This window comes from Nitrospira sp. Nam80 (genome assembly GCF_965152575.1).
On sequence record NZ_OZ224216.1, the window covers coordinates 3,446,736 to 3,466,167 of the forward strand.

The 19,432-nt window shown below is 58.5% G+C and carries 20 protein-coding genes; 7 read left to right on the forward strand and 13 right to left on the reverse strand.

Features of this window, described 5'->3' with window-relative positions:
- Positions 1-83: 83 nt before the first annotated feature.
- The 5 genes from purN to ACWGXE_RS16280 all read right to left on the reverse strand — a co-directional run bounded on the left by purN (position 84) and on the right by ACWGXE_RS16280 (position 6,808).
- The gene (gene purN, locus ACWGXE_RS16260) at positions 84-758 is read right to left on the reverse strand and encodes a phosphoribosylglycinamide formyltransferase (protein WP_447599026.1); all 675 of its coding nucleotides are present in this window, start codon (positions 756-758) and stop codon (positions 84-86) included.
- Positions 748-1,785: a phosphoribosylformylglycinamidine cyclo-ligase gene (gene purM / locus ACWGXE_RS16265; RefSeq protein ID WP_447599028.1), complete on the reverse strand. Its 1,038-nt coding sequence runs from the start codon at positions 1,783-1,785 to the stop codon at positions 748-750. The genes purN and purM overlap by 11 nt, the downstream gene beginning before the upstream one ends.
- Before the next feature lie 316 nt (positions 1,786-2,101).
- Positions 2,102-3,502, reverse strand: a complete 1,401-nt coding sequence (locus tag ACWGXE_RS16270) for a sigma-54-dependent transcriptional regulator (protein WP_447599029.1) — start codon at positions 3,500-3,502, stop codon at positions 2,102-2,104.
- A gap of 375 nt (positions 3,503-3,877) precedes the next feature.
- Positions 3,878-6,214, reverse strand: a complete 2,337-nt coding sequence (locus ACWGXE_RS16275; protein WP_447599030.1) for a sensor histidine kinase — start codon at positions 6,212-6,214, stop codon at positions 3,878-3,880.
- Positions 6,215-6,400: 186 nt separating this feature from the next.
- Positions 6,401-6,808, reverse strand: coding sequence for a DUF1844 domain-containing protein (locus ACWGXE_RS16280; protein WP_447599031.1), 408 nt, complete (start codon positions 6,806-6,808; stop codon positions 6,401-6,403).
- 127 nt (positions 6,809-6,935) lie between these two features.
- On the opposite strand from ACWGXE_RS16280, the gene mazG reads away from it, so the two are divergent.
- Entirely contained in the window at positions 6,936-7,859 is a 924-nt protein-coding gene (gene mazG, locus ACWGXE_RS16285) for a nucleoside triphosphate pyrophosphohydrolase (protein ID WP_447599032.1), read from the forward strand.
- Positions 7,852-8,463, forward strand: coding sequence for a hypothetical protein (locus ACWGXE_RS16290; RefSeq protein ID WP_447599033.1), 612 nt, complete (start codon positions 7,852-7,854; stop codon positions 8,461-8,463). Before mazG ends, ACWGXE_RS16290 begins: the two co-directional genes overlap by 8 nt.
- A 90-nt stretch (positions 8,464-8,553) precedes the next feature.
- On the opposite strand, the gene ACWGXE_RS16295 is transcribed toward ACWGXE_RS16290, so the two are convergent.
- The 4 genes from ACWGXE_RS16295 to hemE all read right to left on the reverse strand — a co-directional run bounded on the left by ACWGXE_RS16295 (position 8,554) and on the right by hemE (position 12,716).
- Positions 8,554-8,970 (reverse strand): hypothetical protein, encoded by a 417-nt coding sequence (locus tag ACWGXE_RS16295; protein ID WP_447599034.1) that lies wholly within the window; start codon positions 8,968-8,970, stop codon positions 8,554-8,556.
- An 84-nt stretch (positions 8,971-9,054) separates the two neighbouring features.
- Entirely contained in the window at positions 9,055-10,539 is a 1,485-nt protein-coding gene (gene hemG / locus ACWGXE_RS16300) for a protoporphyrinogen oxidase (RefSeq protein ID WP_447599035.1), read from the reverse strand.
- A 90-nt stretch (positions 10,540-10,629) separates the two neighbouring features.
- Positions 10,630-11,574 carry a ferrochelatase gene (gene hemH / locus ACWGXE_RS16305; RefSeq protein WP_447599036.1) on the reverse strand — a complete coding sequence of 315 codons (945 nt, stop codon included), beginning with the start codon at positions 11,572-11,574 and terminating at the stop codon, positions 10,630-10,632.
- Positions 11,575-11,690: 116 nt separating this feature from the next.
- Complete coding sequence (gene hemE, locus ACWGXE_RS16310) at positions 11,691-12,716, reverse strand: uroporphyrinogen decarboxylase (RefSeq protein ID WP_447599037.1); 1,026 nt, start codon at positions 12,714-12,716, stop codon at positions 11,691-11,693.
- Between the two features lie 299 nt (positions 12,717-13,015).
- On the opposite strand from hemE, the gene ACWGXE_RS16315 reads away from it, so the two are divergent.
- Positions 13,016-13,996 carry an acyl-CoA desaturase gene (locus ACWGXE_RS16315; protein ID WP_447599039.1) on the forward strand — a complete coding sequence of 327 codons (981 nt, stop codon included), beginning with the start codon at positions 13,016-13,018 and terminating at the stop codon, positions 13,994-13,996.
- A 12-nt stretch (positions 13,997-14,008) separates the two neighbouring features.
- Here the strand turns inward: ACWGXE_RS16315 and ACWGXE_RS16320 are convergent, their stop codons facing one another.
- From ACWGXE_RS16320 to ACWGXE_RS16335, 4 genes are all read right to left on the reverse strand, one after another.
- A complete protein-coding gene (locus tag ACWGXE_RS16320; protein WP_447599040.1) occupies positions 14,009-14,476 on the reverse strand; it encodes a hypothetical protein in 468 nt (155 codons plus the stop codon).
- A gap of 12 nt (positions 14,477-14,488) precedes the next feature.
- Positions 14,489-15,364 (reverse strand): DMT family transporter, encoded by an 876-nt coding sequence (locus ACWGXE_RS16325; protein ID WP_447599041.1) that lies wholly within the window; start codon positions 15,362-15,364, stop codon positions 14,489-14,491.
- Between the two features lie 78 nt (positions 15,365-15,442).
- Positions 15,443-15,646 carry a hypothetical protein gene (locus tag ACWGXE_RS16330; protein WP_447599042.1) on the reverse strand — a complete coding sequence of 68 codons (204 nt, stop codon included), beginning with the start codon at positions 15,644-15,646 and terminating at the stop codon, positions 15,443-15,445.
- A gap of 130 nt (positions 15,647-15,776) precedes the next feature.
- The gene (locus tag ACWGXE_RS16335) at positions 15,777-15,953 is read right to left on the reverse strand and encodes a hypothetical protein (RefSeq protein WP_447599043.1); all 177 of its coding nucleotides are present in this window, start codon (positions 15,951-15,953) and stop codon (positions 15,777-15,779) included.
- A gap of 152 nt (positions 15,954-16,105) precedes the next feature.
- Here ACWGXE_RS16335 and ACWGXE_RS16340 point away from each other — a divergent pair, with 152 nt between their 5' ends.
- The 4 genes from ACWGXE_RS16340 (at position 16,106) to accC (ending at position 19,420) form a co-directional block, all read left to right on the forward strand.
- The gene (locus ACWGXE_RS16340) at positions 16,106-16,438 is read left to right on the forward strand and encodes an FmdB family zinc ribbon protein (protein WP_447599044.1); all 333 of its coding nucleotides are present in this window, start codon (positions 16,106-16,108) and stop codon (positions 16,436-16,438) included.
- A gap of 84 nt (positions 16,439-16,522) precedes the next feature.
- A complete protein-coding gene (locus ACWGXE_RS16345; RefSeq protein WP_447599046.1) occupies positions 16,523-17,338 on the forward strand; it encodes a substrate-binding domain-containing protein in 816 nt (271 codons plus the stop codon).
- Positions 17,339-17,358: 20 nt separating this feature from the next.
- A complete protein-coding gene (locus ACWGXE_RS16350; RefSeq protein WP_447599047.1) occupies positions 17,359-17,823 on the forward strand; it encodes an IPT/TIG domain-containing protein in 465 nt (154 codons plus the stop codon).
- A 178-nt stretch (positions 17,824-18,001) separates the two neighbouring features.
- Positions 18,002-19,420 (forward strand): acetyl-CoA carboxylase biotin carboxylase subunit, encoded by a 1,419-nt coding sequence (accC, locus tag ACWGXE_RS16355; RefSeq protein ID WP_447599048.1) that lies wholly within the window; start codon positions 18,002-18,004, stop codon positions 19,418-19,420.
- Positions 19,421-19,432 lie beyond the last annotated feature (12 nt).

Genomic DNA, 19,432 nt, shown 5'->3' on the forward strand with positions numbered 1-19,432 from the left:
CAGGCTGCATTATACACAACCCCATTTCGTCTCTCTAGCAGGATCTTGAATGTCGTCGTGAAGAATTCTTTACGGCCTGCTCATCACGTCGGGCTGAAAAATCCTTCGGCCGTCTTTCCGGACTCGCGCACGACCACCCGCCTCCCCTCCACGCGCAGGCGTCCTTCCGCATAAAGCTGGACCGCGCGCGGATAAATCCGATGTTCCTGTTCCAGGATACGAGCGGCAAGAATCTCCGCCGTATCGGTTTCGTGGATGGGGACGGCGGCTTGGATGATGATCGGCCCTTCGTCCACTCCCTCGGTGACAAAATGCACCGTACAACCGGCGATTTTGCACCCATGGTCGATGGCTTTTTTCTGCACCTCTAGTCCTGGAAAAGACGGCAGCAATGAGGGATGAATATTCATCATGCGATGTTCATAGGCCTTGACCAATACCGGCGTCACTATTTTCATGTAGCCGGCCAGGAGCACCAACTCGACCTCATGCTTGCGCAGCAGGTCCAAGAGGGCTCGATCATACGCATCTCGACTATCCGGTTGTCCGGCGAATGGTTTGGGATCAAGAAACACATCAGGCACGCCGTGCTTGCGGGCGCGTTCGAGACCGGCGGCGTCTCTCTTATTGCTGATGACGACGGCAATCGTCGCCGACAACGTCCCCGCCTCTACTGCGTCAATCACCGCTTGCAGATTGGAACCTCGTCCCGACAGTAGAACGCCCAGCCGGACCGGATTGGAACGATTATCCGACATATTCGACCGTTCCTTCCCTGGTTTGCTGAGCGATGATTTCTCCGATTCGATAGGCCTGATCGCCCAACTCCCCCGCCCGCTTGATAACCTGATCGACCTGCTCGGCCGGCGTCACCAGAACCAGGCCGATTCCCATATTAAACACGCGAAACATTTCATCGACTGCGACACGTCCCCGCTCTTGAATAACCTGAAAAATCGGCAACGCCGGCCATGACCCGCGGCGGATCAAGGCTCCGCAGTGAGCCGGAAAGACACGAGGCAGATTATCCGTCATCCCGCCACCCGTCACATGCGCGATGCCCTTGATGTCGAATTCCCGAACCAGCGACAAGATTTGTTTGGCATAGATCCTGGTGGGCGTGAGGACGGTCTCCCCGATGGAGGCTCCGAGTTCCGGCAGCCGGCTGTCCACCGTAAGCCGGCTCTGTTCCAACAGCACCTTACGCACGAGCGAGAATCCATTGCTATGCACGCCGGTGGAAGCCAGTCCGACGACGGCGTCGCCCGGCACGATCCGCCGTCCATCAATCAACTTCGGCCGATCCACTACACCGACCGCGAATCCCGCCAGATCGTACTCGCCCTCGGAATAGAACGACGGCATTTCCGCGGTCTCTCCGCCGATGAGCGCGCACCCAGCCTGCCGGCAGCCTTCGGCGATTCCTTTCACGACGGCTTCCGCCTTGGACACGGACAATTTGCCCGTTGCGAAATAATCCAAAAAGAACAAGGGCTCGGCCCCGCTGACGGCAATGTCGTTCACGCACATCGCCACGAGATCGATCCCGACCGTATCGTGCCGGTCCATGAGAAAGGCGATTTTGAGTTTCGTCCCGACCCCGTCCGTTCCAGAGACCAGCACCGGATCGGTGTACCGTTGTGCTTGCAAGCGAAACAGCCCGCCGAATCCCCCGAGATCCGTCATTACTTCAGGCCGAAAGGTGGCCCGCACGTGGGGCTTGATTCGCTCGACAAATTCATCGCCGGCGTCGATGTCGACGCCGGCATCGCGATAGGTCGTCATAAGGGGCGCATCTTAGCGGAGGGGCGCCATAAGGGTCAACGCGGGATGCGGTCCGGTTCAACTATTCTTCTTCACTTTATGTTCACACATCCGTCAGGGCGGTGAAAGGAGTGATCTCGCAGATAAGCCGCGCTGATGTGCGTCGCGAAAGAACGAGCGGGGGCCGACCGGGCTCGGCTGTTACAACAGGCGAGCCCGGATCGGAAACCACCAAATTCCTATTTGGGGGATGGGGGGACCCGCAGCCGTTCTTTCGAAAGTTACAGCAGCTAGGCGAATCTGCGCGAGAACAACGCTACCGCGCTGACGGAATCTGCTAATTTTCCGGCCGCATCTCGACATCGAGCAACTTGATCTTCCGATGAAGATGGCTTCGCTCGATCTGGAGGTCCTCCGCGGTACGCGAAATGTTCCAGTGATGTTCGCGAAGCTTGCGGGAAATATATTCTTTCTCGAACGCGTTGCGCGCGTCCCGCAGGGACTCATACGATTTGTTCGCTAAATGTTGCCCCGGCGGCGGCGAAACGGCCGACTGGGAGGCGGAGAGATTCGGCCGCACTTGCAAGGCGAGCGACGCATGCGTTGCTTCGATCACCGGCCCCGGCACCATGATCATCAGCCGTTCGATCAGGTTCCTCAACTCTCTGATATTGCCCGGCCAATCGTACTGCATGAAGACATCCATAGCCTCAGGCGAGATCTGTTTCATCTTCAATCCCTGTTCCTCGGCATGAACATGAAGGAAGTGTTTGATCAGCACCGGCACATCTTCCCGGCGTTCGCGCAATGGCGGCACGATGATCGGCACTACGTTCAGCCGGTAAAAGAGGTCTTCCCGGAACACCCCTTTTTCGATCTCCTTCAACAGATCTTTATTTGAGGCAGCCAGTACCCGCACATCCACCTTGATCAGTTTCATCCCTCCCACGCGGGTAAACTGCTGCTCCTGGAGAGCTCGCAGCACCTTCGCCTGTGTGTTCAGGCTCATGTCGCCGATCTCGTCCAGGAAGAGCGTGCCTCCGTCCGCTTGCTCGAACTGCCCCCGCTTCATGGACGTCGCCCCGCTGAAAGCCCCCTTTTCATGGCCGAACAACTCGCTTTCAATCAAGGTTTCCGGAATCGCCGCGCAGTTCACGGCGACGAACGGCCGGCTCGCCCTGGCGCTGTGCTGGTGGATCGCGCGTGCGACCAGTTCTTTTCCCGTGCCGTTCTCCCCGCCGATGAGAACACGGCTGTTCGTAGGCCCGGCGGTCTGGATGAGCTGCCGCAATTGATCCATCACCGGTGCCCGGCCGACCAGTTCAAACTTTCCTTCGACCTTGGTCCGGAGTGTGCGATTTTCCTGCTCCAGCCGGTGTTGTTCCAGCGCATGCTTGACCCGCAAGGTGACGTTTTCAAGCGACAGCGGCTTTTCAATATAGTCATAGGCACCGAGCTTGATGGCTTTCACCGCGGTCTCAATAGAGCCGTGGCCGGACATCATCATGACTTGCGTGTACGGCACGAGTTCCTTCACGCGGCGCAGCGTCTCCAAGCCGTCCATCTCGGGCATCCAAATATCCAGCAACATGAGCTCGGGCGGATCCGCGGTGCAAATCTTCAGCGCTTCCGTCCCGCTTTTGGCGACCACCACTTCATGCCCTTCATCCTCGAGAATGCTGCTCAAGGAATTCAGGATCGAGACTTCATCGTCTACAATGAGAATTGACGCCGACATAATGCTCCGTCATTCGCGTGCCAGGTCGAAATGCTTGATTCTGGCGCAACCTTACAAATCACAAGTCCAATCAATCACCAAATCATACTTGATCTCGCACTTTGCCGATCTCACCCGCCCAGCCCGGCAGCGCCGGGACGCTGCCTTTCCCGATTCTCACCCGCCCACCCCGGCAGCGCCGGGACGCTGCCTTTCCCAATTCTCACCCGCCCAGCCCGCGAATTTTTTCACCCACCCCACCTCCGGCTTGCTTCGCAACCGATTAACCGGGACGTGCGCTTTCCTGATCTCACTCACCCATTCCCGCACATCCTTCACCCGCCGTTCCCCCGACTGCTGCGCAACCGCTTCCCCAGGACGTGTGCTTTCCCGGGTCTACACCGGCAGCTCGAACGTAAACACCGCGCCATGCGGATGATTGGGGGCGACCTGGATCTGGCCGTCATGATCCGTAATGATCCGCCGCACGATCGCGAGGCCCAGTCCGGTCCCGGTCTTTTTCCTTGAGAAATAGGGCACGAACAGCTTGTCCTGGTCCTCCGCCGCAATGCCCGTCCCCTCGTCCGCGATAGTCACAACGGCCCGCCTCCGCTTGGTGTCATACCGGGTGTGAACCGACAGCCGGCCCTTCTGGTTCATGGCGTGAATGCCGTTATCGCACAGGTTTACGAAGACCCGCTTGATCTGCTCCCGGTCGAAACTCAAGGCAGGCAGTTCCGGGTCCAGATCCAATTTGAACTCGATGTCCCGGTGCGCGCCGTCATAGAGCGTCACCACCTCTCTGATTACCTCATCCAGCGAACAGACCGACATTTGGGGAGCCGGCATGCGCGCAAACTTGGAAAACTCATCCAGCATCTGTTTGAGACTTCCCACTTCATTGACGATCACTTGAGTCGATTCATCGCAGATGCGGTCGAAGTCCGGCGCCTTGTCCTGGAATTTTTTCCGCAGCCGCTGCGCAGACAGTTGAATCGGCGTCAGCGGATTCTTGATCTCATGAGCGATCCGTTGCGCGACTTCCCGCCAGGCCGCCGCCTTTTGAGCTTTGATCAATTCCGACAAATCTTCAAAGATCAGCACGAAGCCGAGATCTTTCGCCGACTCGTCTCTCATCCGCGAACAGTGGACTCCAATCGTCAGAAACCGGCCTTGCAGATCCAATTGCCCTTCGACGGCCAGATTTTCCCGTTGATCGGCCTGCATGCGATCGTACACCGTTTGGAACAGATCAAGCCCGAATTCCTTGAACGCCTCGTTCGCCGACCGCCCGCGGAATCGGTCCGCCCATAATCCCAAAATACGTTCGGCCGACGGATTGAACGTCGTGATGATGCCTTGCCGGTCGATGGAGATCAGGCCCGCGGCGATGGTATCGACCACGGTTTCGGTATAGGCTCGGCGCCGATCCAGTTCCACGTTGGATTGCCGCAGCGAGATATTGGCCTCCTCTAATTTGGATTTACTGCCCTGCAGGTCTTCCGTCATGCGATTGAAGGAATCAACCAGCGTGCCGATTTCATCGGTGGCCTTGGCCTCGATGCGCACCGACAAATCGCCTTGGGCGATGGCCTCCGTCGCGGCCGCTAACCGTTGAATGGGAACCGTGATGCCGCGCGCCACATAGAATCCGAACCAGGTCGCGCTGAACAGAATCATGACCGTGATGACGGCGACCAGGAGATAGGCGCCGGCCTTGATGGGATTCTTCATGGCCTTCAACTGCTTGTATTCGGCATACTGGCGGCCGATGCTTTCCATTTTTCCCAGCAACGATTCAGGCACATAGGCATCGACCACTACCACCCCGTCGATCTCGCCTCGACGGACACTGGACGCGATCGGCACGCCCGCCCGTACTAATCGTCCGGTCTGGGCCTCCTGAACCGAGGTCAATTCCTGCTTGCCGTTGATGACTTGCAGCACGAGCTGGCCGATCGGCAAGTCCAAGACCGGGGTCGGCACCTCGGGATTCAGCGACTTGGTCAGCGTCTCCATCTTGGCGGAAAAGACCTCGATCCCCGCCACACCGTACTCCGATCGCTTTCTGGCGATGGCGGCCACGAGCAGATCGCGCTGTTCCGGCGCCAACAGCTCTTCACGGAAGATCTCATGACTGATGGCCCGGGCGCTGTTGATCGCGAGGGTCACATGGCCGGCATGATGCATCCGCGCCACCTCGTAAGAATCCTTCATGACATGCTCGATTTGATCATTGAACCAGACATCCACAGCTTTATTGACCAACCCGCTGGCCACTAAGGCCAGCAGCACCGTCGGGATCAATGCAAACCCGATGAAGGCAGCCACGAGCTTGGCCCGGAACCCGGACCCCACCAACCGGTGTCGCCGCTCAAAATAGGCCTTGATCAGGTTCCGCGACAGCAACAGAGTGAGGACGACAAAGCCGATGAGGTCGAGGTTGATGAGGAGCAGTACGAACGCATAGCCGGTGCTCGGGAGAAAAGAATCCGATTCTTCACCGCTCGGGACGACGGTCTGAGAATAGTACACGGTGAGGGCCAGACATGGGAGGAGGAGAATGAGGACGATCCAGACAGGGCGGAGATGCCGCCTCCGCGGTTCCGGCTCTCGCGGGGTCGCCGCAGAACGCCGCTCCGTTCTGACTATGCCGCCGGAAACCGGCGCGTGACCCGCTGGGCCGTCCGCCCGATCGGACGCGCGTCGGCCTCCCTCGTCGAGCTTGACCATGGTGTTATCCATGTGGGTTATGGGGCAGGATCACTGCGTGTACTATAGCGAATTTTCCGCCGACTCTCAAAGCCCGCATGCCTTCCGCCTGATTCACACCGCAGCCGGATCTCACACGGCGGAACGAGGACAATCTCAAGGCGAACAGGTTCGCGCGAAGGTCGAATCAGAGGAAGGACGCCGCGGTCACGGGGTATGCGTAGGCTGCTGCCCGGACGAGAGGCTGACGAATTTCATGCGCAGAGCATACAACATATCTTCGAGCACGCCTTGTTCGTCGGAGGTCAAATTCCCGCGTGTTTTCTCTTCGAGCATCGACAGGAGATCGATGATTTCCTTGGCTTGGGGCAGATTGACGGGCGGTGGCGGTTGTTGAGGACTGAGTTGCTCCCCCATCAACATGAGCGCCGAACTTCCCATGGAGATGACAAACGAAGAAAAGTTAGCCGGAAGATGTGCGTGGTGCCCGGTCTCTAAAACGGGCTCCTCGGCCGGCGCCGATGAGGAAGGAGGAGCTTCGGTTCGGCCCGGCGCGGCGTTGTCACCACGTCCACGGCGGTCACGGATGACGAATCCCTGTTCTTCGTTGCCCATGGCTCGATCTTCTCCGACCAGCTTTTCTTACAGGCGTACCCTACCATAGGGCTTGTGACGGCGCAAGCCGCGCGCACCCGTTGAAGCCGCGCAAGAACTCAGTATAATGGGGCCGGGAGACCGCATCATGTCACAGTCATTCGATCGCGTCGTGGAAATTATGGCCGCCCTTCGCGCGCCAGGCGGGTGTCCTTGGGACAGGAAACAGACACATGAGTCCCTCAAACCTTATTTACTGGAGGAAACCTACGAGGTTCTCGAGACCATTGACCACCAGGACAAGCAAAAGCTGCGGGAAGAACTGGGCGATGTGTTGCTCCAAGTACTGTTCCACAGCCAGATTGCCTCGGAAGACGGCAGCTTTACCGTGACCGACGTCATGGATCAGCTCGGCGATAAGCTCATACGCCGGCACCCCCATGTCTTTCAGAAATCACCCGACGGTGAGGGAGCCGTCAATTCCGACCAGGTCCTCCATCGGTGGGAGGAGATCAAACGCGCGGAACGGCAGGAATCTGGACGCACCGGCTCGGTGTTGCATGATATTCCCAAAACGCTGCCCGCCCTGCTCCGGGCTTATCAGGTGCAAGCTCGCGCAGCCCGCGTCGGGTTCGACTGGCCGGCCAATGCCGAGGGATTGGACCAAGTCAGCGCAAAGATCGACGAAGAGCTCAGTGAATTACGCGGGGCAATCCATCTCTATGGTGCACACCGCGATCATGCAGCGGATCCTTCCCAACAAGGTCCGCTCCGCCCGCACACGGAACGCGACATGATGGAAGCAGAATTCGGCGACGTGCTCTTTTCAATGGTCAACTTCGCACGGCACCTCAAAATCAATCCGGAAGACGCGCTGCGCCAAGCGACCAACCGCTTCGCCGAACGCTTTCATTTTATCGAAGACTGCGCGATCAAGACCGGCCGGACCATCAACGAACTCTCGCTCCAGGAAATGGATGACTATTGGGAGCAAGCCAAGGCGGTGGAGCACTCCCCGCGGCGCCAAGAGTCCGAGCGGCAGGCGGACGCAAGGAACCATAATCATGAGTGAAGAATCGGGCCCGTATCAGGAAGGGAAACGAGCCGGCTTGCATCCGGCGATCGTGGTGTTCGGCGTCATTATTGGAATGTGGCTCCTCATCGCGCTGGCCGTGCCGAGCGGGAAGCAAAAACAAGCTACGGGTCCGGAGATTTCCCAGGTCACCGACGACACGGACACGGCGCCGGTGATGTTCAAGGTGCAGACGACCATGCCGGATGTCAATGCCGTGAGCCTTGTCGTGCCGCGGGAAGCCACAGCGAGCCAGATCGTCGGCCTCCTGAAGCGACTCCGGTCAGCCAGATTGGATCAAACACTGGCCGGATTGATTCCGGAAACAAGCCCGGGACATAAATTAGGCGGGCATGCGGTAGCGGACATCTACATCTTTTCCGAACAGAAATATGCCGAGCCGGAATCGGTCCGTACATTGTCCCGTGGGGCCCATGCTCCCGGCGAGCTGTATCCTCAGATGGTCCCCTTTGAAGAAGCGATGGAGCATGTGAAAGGCCATTATCGGATCGACCTGAATGACACGGGTAATCCCGATTCCGGATCGCTCGGGTTTGCCGACGACTCCGGTATTCATTCCCGACATTATCGCCGGATCTTTTGAGCCATTCATTCCGCTGCGACGGCGCCCATTTCTCTTGGCTGATGGCAACTGCGCCACCCTGATGACTGGACATTCTTCCAGTTGCTCAAGTTACAACCCGATCTTCTGCTTCACCTCGGCCCGGAGCGCCTCCCGCATCTCCTGCACCCACCGGTCCAGCTGCGGGAATAGATGGGCCATCGGTCCGGTAAAAGGTTCGACGAGAACATCGCGCCGGTCCGAGAGCATGCCTTCACTATCGGCAATGCGGAGTTTCTGATCGGCAATGTGCCTGGTGAGTAATTTGTTCAGCATGAGTTGCTGTCCAGGAGAACCGGACACAGGTCCCATAATGATGCCCTTGATGACGTCAAGTTCGTCCGCGATGGCCACTTTAATGCGAACCGCGAACGGCGTGGCCCAGGTGGGGCGCTGAATGGCATAGTCATACGAAAAGACCGACTCTCGCGGCTCACGAAACGGCCCGCTCACATCGGTAACGGTCAAAGCATTGTCAGTTCGGTTCATACATGCTCCTCATCCTCCACTCCAACCATCGCTGACTCCTATCGCCACCGGACGGATCAGTCGTCATGCTGAATAAAGCTTCGATCATGCCGGGTCCGCGGCAGCGGTCGCGGGCTTGAAATCCGGTGTCCGTAGATACTCCATCAATCCGGCGGCAACGGATACCCCGTCTTTAATGCAATCGGGGATGCCCACGCCTCGGTAAGCAGCGCCGGTCAATGCAAGCCCGGGGAACCGGCTGAGGGCGGCATCGATGCGGTTGATCCGCTCCCCATGACCGACGACATATTGCGGCATGGCACGCTCCCAGCGATTGACCTCGACATAGCGCGGCGCCGCCGTTATACCGGCGATGGCAAGAAGTTCCGCTCGAATCAGTCGAACCAATGCCTCATCATCCTGCCGGAGCGCCGACTCTCGGCCCACCCCGCCCACATAGCATCGAACCGACAGCTGGTCAGAAGGAGCTCGATGCGGCCACTTGAGAGAGGTCCACGTCGCGGCAAGCAGTTCACGTCCTTCGACCCGAGGGACGACGAAGCCGGACCCTTCAAGTCGCGCCGTCATCTCACGCGTGTCATAGATCAAGGATACGGTCGCCGTCGACGCATAGGGAATCTGTTCGAGCAGCCCGGCCGCCGCCGGGCTGAGCGAGCGGATCAAATCCGCCGCACCATAGGCCGGGATGGCCAAGACCAGCGCATCGGCGGCCAAGGCCGCTCCATCGTCGCAGATGACGTCGTACATCCAGCGGCCAAGTTGATGGGACCGGACTCGCAACGCCATGACCCCCACGCCGGCCTTGCACACGACGCGATCTTGTTGCAGGCGGTCCACCAGCGTCGTGACGAGGTGGCTCAATCCATTGCGCAGCGTGACGAACATGGTGCGGACCGGACCGGAACCGTGCCCAGCCGCCGCCCGCACCTTTCGGGCGGCCATCATTCCACGGATCACACTCCCATGGCGTTGTTCCAACTCATGAAACCGCGGGAAGGTCGCGCGGAGGCTCATCTGTTCGGCATCCCCGGCATAAATGCCCGCCATCAACGGTTCCAAGACCCGCTCGAAGGCTTCCCGGCCAAACCGGCGGCGGAAAAATGCGGCCAGCGATTCATCTTCAACAGACCGACGTCGCGGGATCACCAGATCGAGACCCATCCGCCCCAGCCCCCGCCATGAGAGCAATCCGCTCCGAAAAAATGGACCGAGCTGATGAGGGACGAAAGTCACGAGCCCCTCCGGTAATTCGTGTAAACGCCCGCGGGAGAAAACGAAGGCCTTCTTCTCCATCGGATTGGTATTGATCAGCTCGCCCCCCAGCCCCAACTGCTGGCACAATTCCAGCGCCCACGGTTTCTGGGAAAGAAATGAATCCGGCCCCGCTTCCATGATCAGATCGCCGATGCGATGGGTCACGATCTTTCCGCCCCAGACCGGTGAGCCCTCGAGCACCGTGCAGTCCAATGAAATCCCGATTTCGGTCGCTTGCCGCTGGAGCGCGTAAGCCGTCGCCAGGCCGGAAATCCCTCCGCCGATAATGACGACTGATTTGCGATGGCTTGTCACGAGGATGACAGGGTTCGGAACGATCGGCCGACCGCTCTGCGCTCGGCGGTCACAGTGCGCGCTCCTGCGTAGGACGGAGCGCCCGGCCGGTCAGTGTACAAGCGAAGATTCGTGCGTCTCCACCACCGACGCCAGAATCTCGATCAGCGCGGCTGAATCGTTCAGCATGGGCATACGTTCCAGTTGAATATTCTTTTTGACTGCCGATTCCTTCAGTTCAATATCCAGATCGTAGAGGGTTTCAATGTGATCGCAGATGAAGCCGATCGGCGCAACGAGGACCTGCCGGTGCCCCGCTTGCCCCAATTCATTCAGCGCCTGCTCCACGGTGGGTCCCAACCACGCCTCTCCCGTTCGGCCCTGGCTCTGATAGGCAAACCGGGTCGGAGTCGCCCCCAACTGTTCGCGCACCGCCTCCATGGTGCCCTCGACCTCCCGCGGATAGGAATCGTTCATGTCCACGATTCGCGACGGTAAGCTGTGCGCGGTGAACAAAATGGGGACGCGGGATCGGACATCGGCCGGAAAACGCTGGAGCCCGATTTGAATATTCTCGACGAGAGCCTGAATCAGGCGTGGATGGCGATACCAGCTCGTGACGAAACTGATCGGCGTCTCATCGTGAAGCGCAGCACGGGCGTCTTCAACCTTCTTCACATAGGCGCCGATGCTCAAAGCCGAATATTGCGGCGCCATGCAGAGGCCGATCACATGCTCCGGAAAGTCGTCTAACAGTTCGGCGTAGGCGTCCTTGATATACGGGCGCCAATGACGCAGCCCGACATAGCAGCGATACCGTTCCCCGCCCGGCCCATTCAACCTCTGCTCAAGATGCCGCGCAACATTGCGGGTGATGTCTAAAACGGGAGATTTGCCTCCGGTCCGCCGATAGCGCTCACGAATTTCTTCCACCAGCTCGGGCGGGGTCGGACGGCCGCCTCGGACATCGAGGAGATAGGGCTCGACATCTTCGAGCCGGCTCGGTCCCCCCATGGCCATCAACAAAATCGCGATCGGTCTTTGCGGCCCCGGCATCTTAAATCTCGCAATGAGGAATGTGGAATGTGCAATGAGGAATTCGAAGAAAGAAACTCGTATTGTCCGGCATGCTCCGTCCTATATTTCTCATTTCTAATTGCTCAGTTCTAATTCTATGTTTTGCTCAGCTTGTGCACCATCTCAACCGCGGCAGCCACATGGTCGACGGGAGTCTGGGGCAGGATGCCATGGCCTAAATTGAAAATATGACCGGGCCGGCCGGCGGCTCGCCTCAGAATATCTTCAACCCGCCGTTCGATTTCATGGATCGGGCCAAAGAGCGCCACCGGATCCAGATTGCCCTGCACGGCCACATCGTGGCCGACCATAGCCCAGGCCTCATCCAGCGGGATGCGCCAATCAACGCCGATCACGGTGCCTCCGGCTTTGCGCATCAGACTCAGGATGGCAGTCGTGCCGGTCCCGAAGTGAATTAGGGGTACACCTTCCTGCTTGAGGCCGTCGAAAATAAGCTGAACATGCGGCATCACATATTCCGCATAGTCGCCGGCGGCCAGGCAACCGACCCAGCTGTCGAACAGTTGAATCGCCTGCGCCCCGGCTCTGATTTGCCGTTTCAAATAACCCGTCACCACCCGTGCGAGCTTGTCCATCAGCCGGTGCCAGGCTTCCGGCTCCCGATACATCAATTGTTTGGTCAGCACATAGTTGCGCGAACCGCCGCCCTCGATCGCATAACTCGCCAGCGTAAACGGCGCCCCGGCAAACCCGATCAGAGGTACCCGGCCCGCGAGCGATCGGCAGGTCAATGTGATGGCATCCGCGACATACTGCAATTCGTCCCCGTCGATGACCTTCAACCGATCAACCCCGGCCCGATCTCGCACGGGATTGTGAATCACGGGCCCTTCCCCTTCGGCAAATTCAAGATGGAGCCCCATCGCCTCGAGCGGCAACAAGATATCCGCGAAAATAATGGCCGCGTCGAGGGCAAACCGGTCGATCGGCTGCAACGTGACTTCGGCCGCCAGGTCCGGCGTCTTGCACATGTCCAGAATCGAATGCGTCGCGCGTAACCGCCGGTATTCGGACATGTACCGGCCTGCCTGGCGCATGAACCAGACCGGCGTACAATCCACCGGCTCCCGCCGGCAGGCTTTGAGAAAACGATCGTTCATAAGAGGCGCATTCTAGAGGCGGGCTTGAAGCACTGTCAAATTGAACGGGCCGGCCTCCGTCCACCGGCCGGACATCCCAGGCCGCTTTTACCGCTTCTCAAAAAAATCTCTTTTCTCCTCGTAGGATTGTGTATAATGCGCTTCCAACGGTAATCGGGTAACTCTCGGTCCACATCGCATCCGGCGGCCTGCCTCACAGAGTTTCTACATCAAGCGCCGCGGTGATTGACAGACTGATCGGGACGACGGCGCAACGCTTCACCAGACCTCGCCGATCCCCAACGCAGCATGGAGGAAACATGAGCGACACACGTGCCCTGCCCCTGCCTAAAGCATCCCGGCCTTTAAAAGGATCGGAGCTTTGGTTCACCGTTCTTCGCTGGTTCGATTCCTGGGCGGGACTCGAGCATATGAAAGTCGAAGGTCCTCCACGCGTGGATTGGCTGCGCTGCGTGCCGATTATCGCGGTTCATCTCATGTGTTTGGGCGTATTCTGGGTGGGATGGAGTTGGACGGCAGTCGGGGTGGCGGCGGCCTTTTATTTCGTCCGAATGTTTGCCATCACCGGCTGGTATCACCGCTACTTTTCACATCGCACCTTCAAGACAGGCCGCGGATGCCAGTTCGCGTTCGCATTGTTGGGCGCGTCTTGCGCGCAACGAGGCCCCTTGTGGTGGGCGGGACATCACCGCCATCATCACATCGCTTCCGACACCAAAGACGACGTGCACTCCCCCCGCCATGGAGGGTTTTTGTGGTCCCACATCGGCTGGTTCACCTCGCAGACGCATTTCGCGCCCCGGCTCAAAAGCATCGGTGATTTCGCGAAATTTCCCGAGTTGCGATTCTTGGATCGATTCGACATCTTAGTGCCCACGTTGTGCGGGTTCGGCATGTTCGGACTGGGTAAACTCTTGGAGGTATACGCGCCGAGTCTGGGGACCAATGGCCCTCAAATGTTGATTTGGGGATTTTTCGTCTCCACCGTTGCCCTGGTCCACGGCACCTGCACGATCAATTCGCTCTCGCATGTGTACGGCTCCCAGCGCTACGACACCGGCGACGACAGCAGAAACAATTTCTGGCTGGCGCTGATCACCCTGGGCGAAGGCTGGCACAACAACCATCACTATTATCCGGCTTCCACGCGGCAAGGATTCTATTGGTGGGAGATCGACATTACGTTTTACATTCTCAAAGCAATGGCGTGGCTGGGTCTCGTCTGGGATGTCCGCGGCGTCCCGATGCATGTGCGTGACGGGAAAAGCAAGGCCGCATGACGTTCGCGCCTCTCATATCCAGTCGGATTCCTCACGGCGCTGCGCCGGGCGGTAGAGTTCGCCGAGCGCCTCCCTGATTCTGCGGCTTTCGCCGTCGAGGCTGGCCATGTCCTCCTCCTTTGCCACCCAGGCATCCTCCGCAGCCAGTTCGATGCGATAATGGTTTTTGCGCAACGAAAACCATTCGATATAGGGATGCGGCGTCAAATGCGGATGAGGATCGAAGGAGATCAGGCTGACATCCCCGATCTGCGGGATCTCCAAATCCACGAGGACCTGTCCGGCTAGTTCCTCATCGGCGAACCGGCTGTTTCGAAAGCAGATCATCCGGCCCTCGATTTCTCCGCGACAATCGCCGCGAAGATAGAATTCAACAGGGCCGATCCCTGCAAACTCGATCTTGCCGACGACGCTGCCTGTCGTGCGATTGTCCAAAAAGCCGTCTCGGACCCACCGACCATTCCCAAATTTTTGCGCCACGATGCCTCTCCTTCATTTGATCGACAGGGATTTGATCGCCATCGAGCTCAATCCGTCCGCAGGCTCGTCTTGTAGTGAACCCAGGACCACTCCGGCCAAAATCAGCAGGCTCCCCACCCAACCCTGCACATCCATAGTTTCACCGAGAAAGTACCAGGCAAGCCATGAGGCACAGGCCGGCTCCAGCGAAAACAGCAACGCCACCTGCTGAGCCGGAAGTATTCGTTGGACCCAGATCTGAACCGCAAAGGCGCCGGTGGCCAAGACTCCAGTCACTCCAAGTCCTATGATCAGCACCGGGCTGAACGTGAAGACCGACGGTGACGGGCCTTCCCAGGCCATCATGGCAAACATGGCCGGAGTCACAAACGCAAGCTGCCAGGCAAACACCGCCAGAGGATCCGCCACCCGCGTGTATCGCTCTAGGCAAGCGATGTGTGCTGCAAAGGCGGCGGCGCAGCCCAGGCTGAGAAGATCTCCGATGTTTCCTTGCGCGGACGGTTTGACGAGCAGCCACAATCCCACCATGGCGGATAATGCCGCCATCCATCCTCTCTGGCCCCATCGCCTAAGGAACAACGGCACAAACACGACGTAGAGCACCGTGATGAAGGCCGAGTTGGACGCACTGGTATAGTGCAAACCGATCGTCTGGAGCACATACCCGAGGAATAACCAGCCCGTTGCGATCACGCTGATGCGGATCGTGAAACGATCGCGAGGGATGCGCCGGCCGGTGATCCAAAGAACCGCAAATACCAGCGTGGCACCGATAAGAAAGCGCAGGAACAGAAATGTCAGCGGAGGAACTTGTTCAAGCGCGGCCTTAGTGGCGGGAAACGTGGCGCCCCACACCAACGTCGTCAGAAGAATCGCCAGCCGGGGCATAACCGAACGAAATTAGGAATGTGGAATGATGAATGAGGAATTAACCGAATAACCGAAGGCGCGCGAGCGTCCTCGCTGTCACGGTTTGCACAGCGGGCAGCGCCGCTGCTCGGTCGTCCCGGCCTGCTCCATGGCGGCAAGCGCACGTTCCTTGTCCGGATAGTCAAACCAGCCGCCGCCCCAGTAATCGCTGTTCGACATGTTCGACGGAACCTCCGAACAGCGCTCGCGGTGAAGCGTCGCCCGATCGATGGCATGCGCGATATGCACCCAATAAATCATAACCAACCGTTCTATCGCGTTCCGGCGCTTACCCTACCACGCGTAGAGGAGGGCAATGCAACCGGCTCGGAGTCGCTTGCGTTGGGGCATGGATGAAGACGAATCGAGAAAATCGAAATGGAGGAACCCGCTAGGGCAGGAGTTGCCATTCGTCCTTTTCAATAAACACCTTGGCGCCGGTCTGCAGTTTTTTGACATCATCCTTTTCGAAGATGCGCATGTAGCGGTCGATCCGATCCGGATCATCAATCCGCTCCTCCTGCATGACTCCACTGGAACTCTTATACCGACGGATTAACAACGACATAACAAAGGCTCCTTCAAATTCTGGACTCGCGTTTAGAACATTGATTTCGGTACAATAGTGCAAATCAGTTCGAACGGTCAAGGCCTCGACTGTGCCTCACGCCGGTTGACATACCATGCGCGAGAATTTCCGCGTGAAACAAGGAGTCATCTATGCCGGTTTATGAATATCGTTGTGACCAATGCGAGGGACAATTCGAAGCGACTCAGTCCGTCCATGCCCGCCCAGAGGATACCATCTGTCCCCATTGCAATGCCCAAAGCGCCACACGGATCATTTCGGCCTGCGCAACGGCGGTCAAGGGGGACCGCAAGCCCGGCTTCAAAGAGATGAAGGCCTACAACATGCTCAACGAACGGATGAGTAAATTCTCCAAGCTTCCGCCTCTCACCGGGAAACGCAACTCGCCGCCGCCGAACATGACCATGCCGCCGGACGTTGCCGGCGGCGGGGGCAGCAACAGCGGCGCATCGGGTTCTTCGTAGCCTGAACGTTCGACAGTCAGCGTCGATCCTATCTCGGCTTCACGGTTTTGCGTGCCGGGCACATTGAAAGGAACGGTATCCAGCGTGAAATACTCGACATCTCTCGTCGCATGGTGCTGCCTGCTGCTGTTGCTTCCTGGCGTGCTTCACGCTGAAGTGTCCGGCAACTTGATCATCGCCGGCAACGGTCCAGAATTAACCGCCATGGAACCGCTCGCCCGGGCGTTTGAGAAGGCCAATCCCCGCGCCTATGTGGACGTGCTGTGGGATGAACGGTCCAAACCTGTCGAGATGGTGAAGGCCGGGCAGGCGCACATCGCCGTCACGGGAACCGGAAATGGAGATCTTCATGCCACTCAGATTGCTTGGGATGGCATCGCCGTGGTCGTTCATTTATCTAATTTCACAAAGGAAATTACCAAGCAGCAGGTCGGAGAGATTTTCTCAGGCACCATCAAGACCTGGTCGGATCTCGGAGGCCCCGACACAAAAATCATGTTGATCGACCGGCCGCGCAATCAAAACATCCGCGATGCGTTTGAGGAACAATTGGGCATTGCAGGGAAAATCCCGGATACGGCCAAGGTCATCGCCCGCGACGACAAGGTCATCAAGACCATTGTAGGAACACTGGCCCCTCTGTCGGCCGTGTCCTATTTGTCGTTGCGGCATGCGCTGGATGCGGTGAACTCCGGCGTGGCGGTGCGGTTGCTCCCAATCGATAAAGTCGAACCGGAGCTTCCGACCGTAAAGGACGGTCGCTACAGTTTGCGTCGCCCCGTGCTGCTACTCTCAAAAAAGGAATCGAATCCTCTCATCGACGCGTTTCATGACTATGCCCTGTCCGCTGAGGGGCAGAAAATCATCTCCGATACATACACTTCGCTAAAGTCTAAATAGCGGCTTGAAAGGAGGGCCTCATGCGCATCGTTCATTACGGGTTGTCGGCGGCAGTCATCCTCACCGGTATGCTCACCGGTCCGGTCGTGGCCATGAGCGCTGAAAATGCCGACCAGGGATCGACCGTCGAAGGCACCGGCTTTACCCTGTTCGATATGGAATCCATCAAGGGGTCGGACTCGGCCAAAGTGGAAAAAGATCCGGTGTGTGACCGGTCCAAGCGGCCGAGCATTTCCAAAGTGGAGCCGGACGAGGCGAAACCCGGCGAGAAGGTCACGATCAAGGGAGAAAATTTCGGCACCAAGGAATGCTTCCACGGTGTCACCTTCAGCGCGGCCTCCAGGGAAAAGGTCGACTACAACTTTCTGAACGAGAGCACCATCGAAGCGACGGTCCCCGACGCCAAGGCAGGCATGTCCTTTGTCATCGTCGTGGCAGGAGGCGGTAGCGCGCAATCAAAACCTCTTCTCATCAAATCGAAATAACGGACCGTGTCTAGGGGGGGTCTTCCAGAGGCCCCCTGGCCCGCGCTTCTCGGATAAACCGCGTCTCATAGCCTCCTGCCCAGACTCGACAACTCTCTTTGCCCTATGCTAGGTTACGCGATCTTTTTTGGATCTCACCCGGAAACGATGGCCGCTGAGCAGGCCGACGAGCGCATACATGTTCCGCAAGATTCTGGTTGCCAATCGCGGCGAAATCGCCATGCGGATCATCCGCGGATGCCGCGAACTCAATATTGCGACGGCCGCGATCTACTCCGACGCTGATTCCACCGCCATCTATGTCAAAAAAGCCGACGAGTCGTACCTCGTCGGTCCAGGCCCGGTCAAAGGCTTCCTCGACATGAAGCAGATCGTGGACCTCGCGAAACGAATTGGCGCTGATGCCATCCATCCGGGATACGGGTTCCTGTCCGAAAACGACAAGTTTGCCGAGCTCTGTCAGAGCTCGGGTATCACCTTCATCGGCCCGTCCCCGAAAGCGATCAGGCTCATGGGCAGCAAGGTCCAAGCGCGCGAGATTGCGAAGCAAGCCGGCATCCCCATTGTGCCCGGCACACCGGGCGGGGTCACCGACGTCGAAGAGGCGCTGGCCTTTGCGCGGGAGGCGGGCTATCCGGTCATGATCAAGGCCAGCTCAGGCGGCGGCGGACGCGGACTCCGCGTCGTTCGCTCGGATGACGAGCTGCGGGACAACATGGAACCGGCGGGGCGCGAAGCGCAGGCGGCGTTCGGCGACGGCAGTGTTTTCGTCGAGAAATACATCGAACGCCCGCATCACATCGAATTCCAGATTCTGGCCGACAAGCATGGCAATATCATCCACCTGGGCGAGCGGGATTGCTCCATCCAGCGGCGGCACCAAAAACTCATCGAAATTGCGCCGTCCCTGGTGCTGACCCCGAAACTTCGGGCGCAGATGGGTGAAGCCGCCATTACTATTGCCCGCACGGTGGAATACGACAATGCCGGCACCGTCGAATTCTTGCTGGACCAGGAAGGCCGGTATTATTTCATCGAGATGAATCCGCGTATCCAGGTCGAGCACACGGTCACGGAACAGATCACCGCGATCGACATCGTTCGCAATCAGATCTCCATTGCGGCCGGCAAGCCGTTGGAGATCCGCCAGCGGGACGTGACGCTGCAGGGCCATGCCATCCAATGCCGCATCAATGCCGAGGATCCGCGGAACAATTTCATGCCTTGCACCGGCACCGTAACGGCCTATCTGTCGCCCGGCGGCATCGGGGTGCGGATCGACGGCGCGGTGTACAAGGACTATACAATTCCGCCCTACTATGACGCGCTGCTCGCGAAGTTGACGGTGCGGGGCCGGACATGGGAAGAAACCGTAAGCCGCATGCGCCGTTCGTTGGAGGAATATGTGCTGCGGGGCGTCAAAACGACGATCCCGTTCATGAACAATATCATGATGGAACCTGATTTCCGATCCGGCCATTTCGACACCTCGTACTTGGAAACGCATCCGGAGCTGTACCAGTACGAAGAATCGGAAGAACCGGAAGATCTGGTGCTGGCCATCTCCGCTGCGATCGCCGCCTACGAAGGACTCTGACCTCGCCAGCCT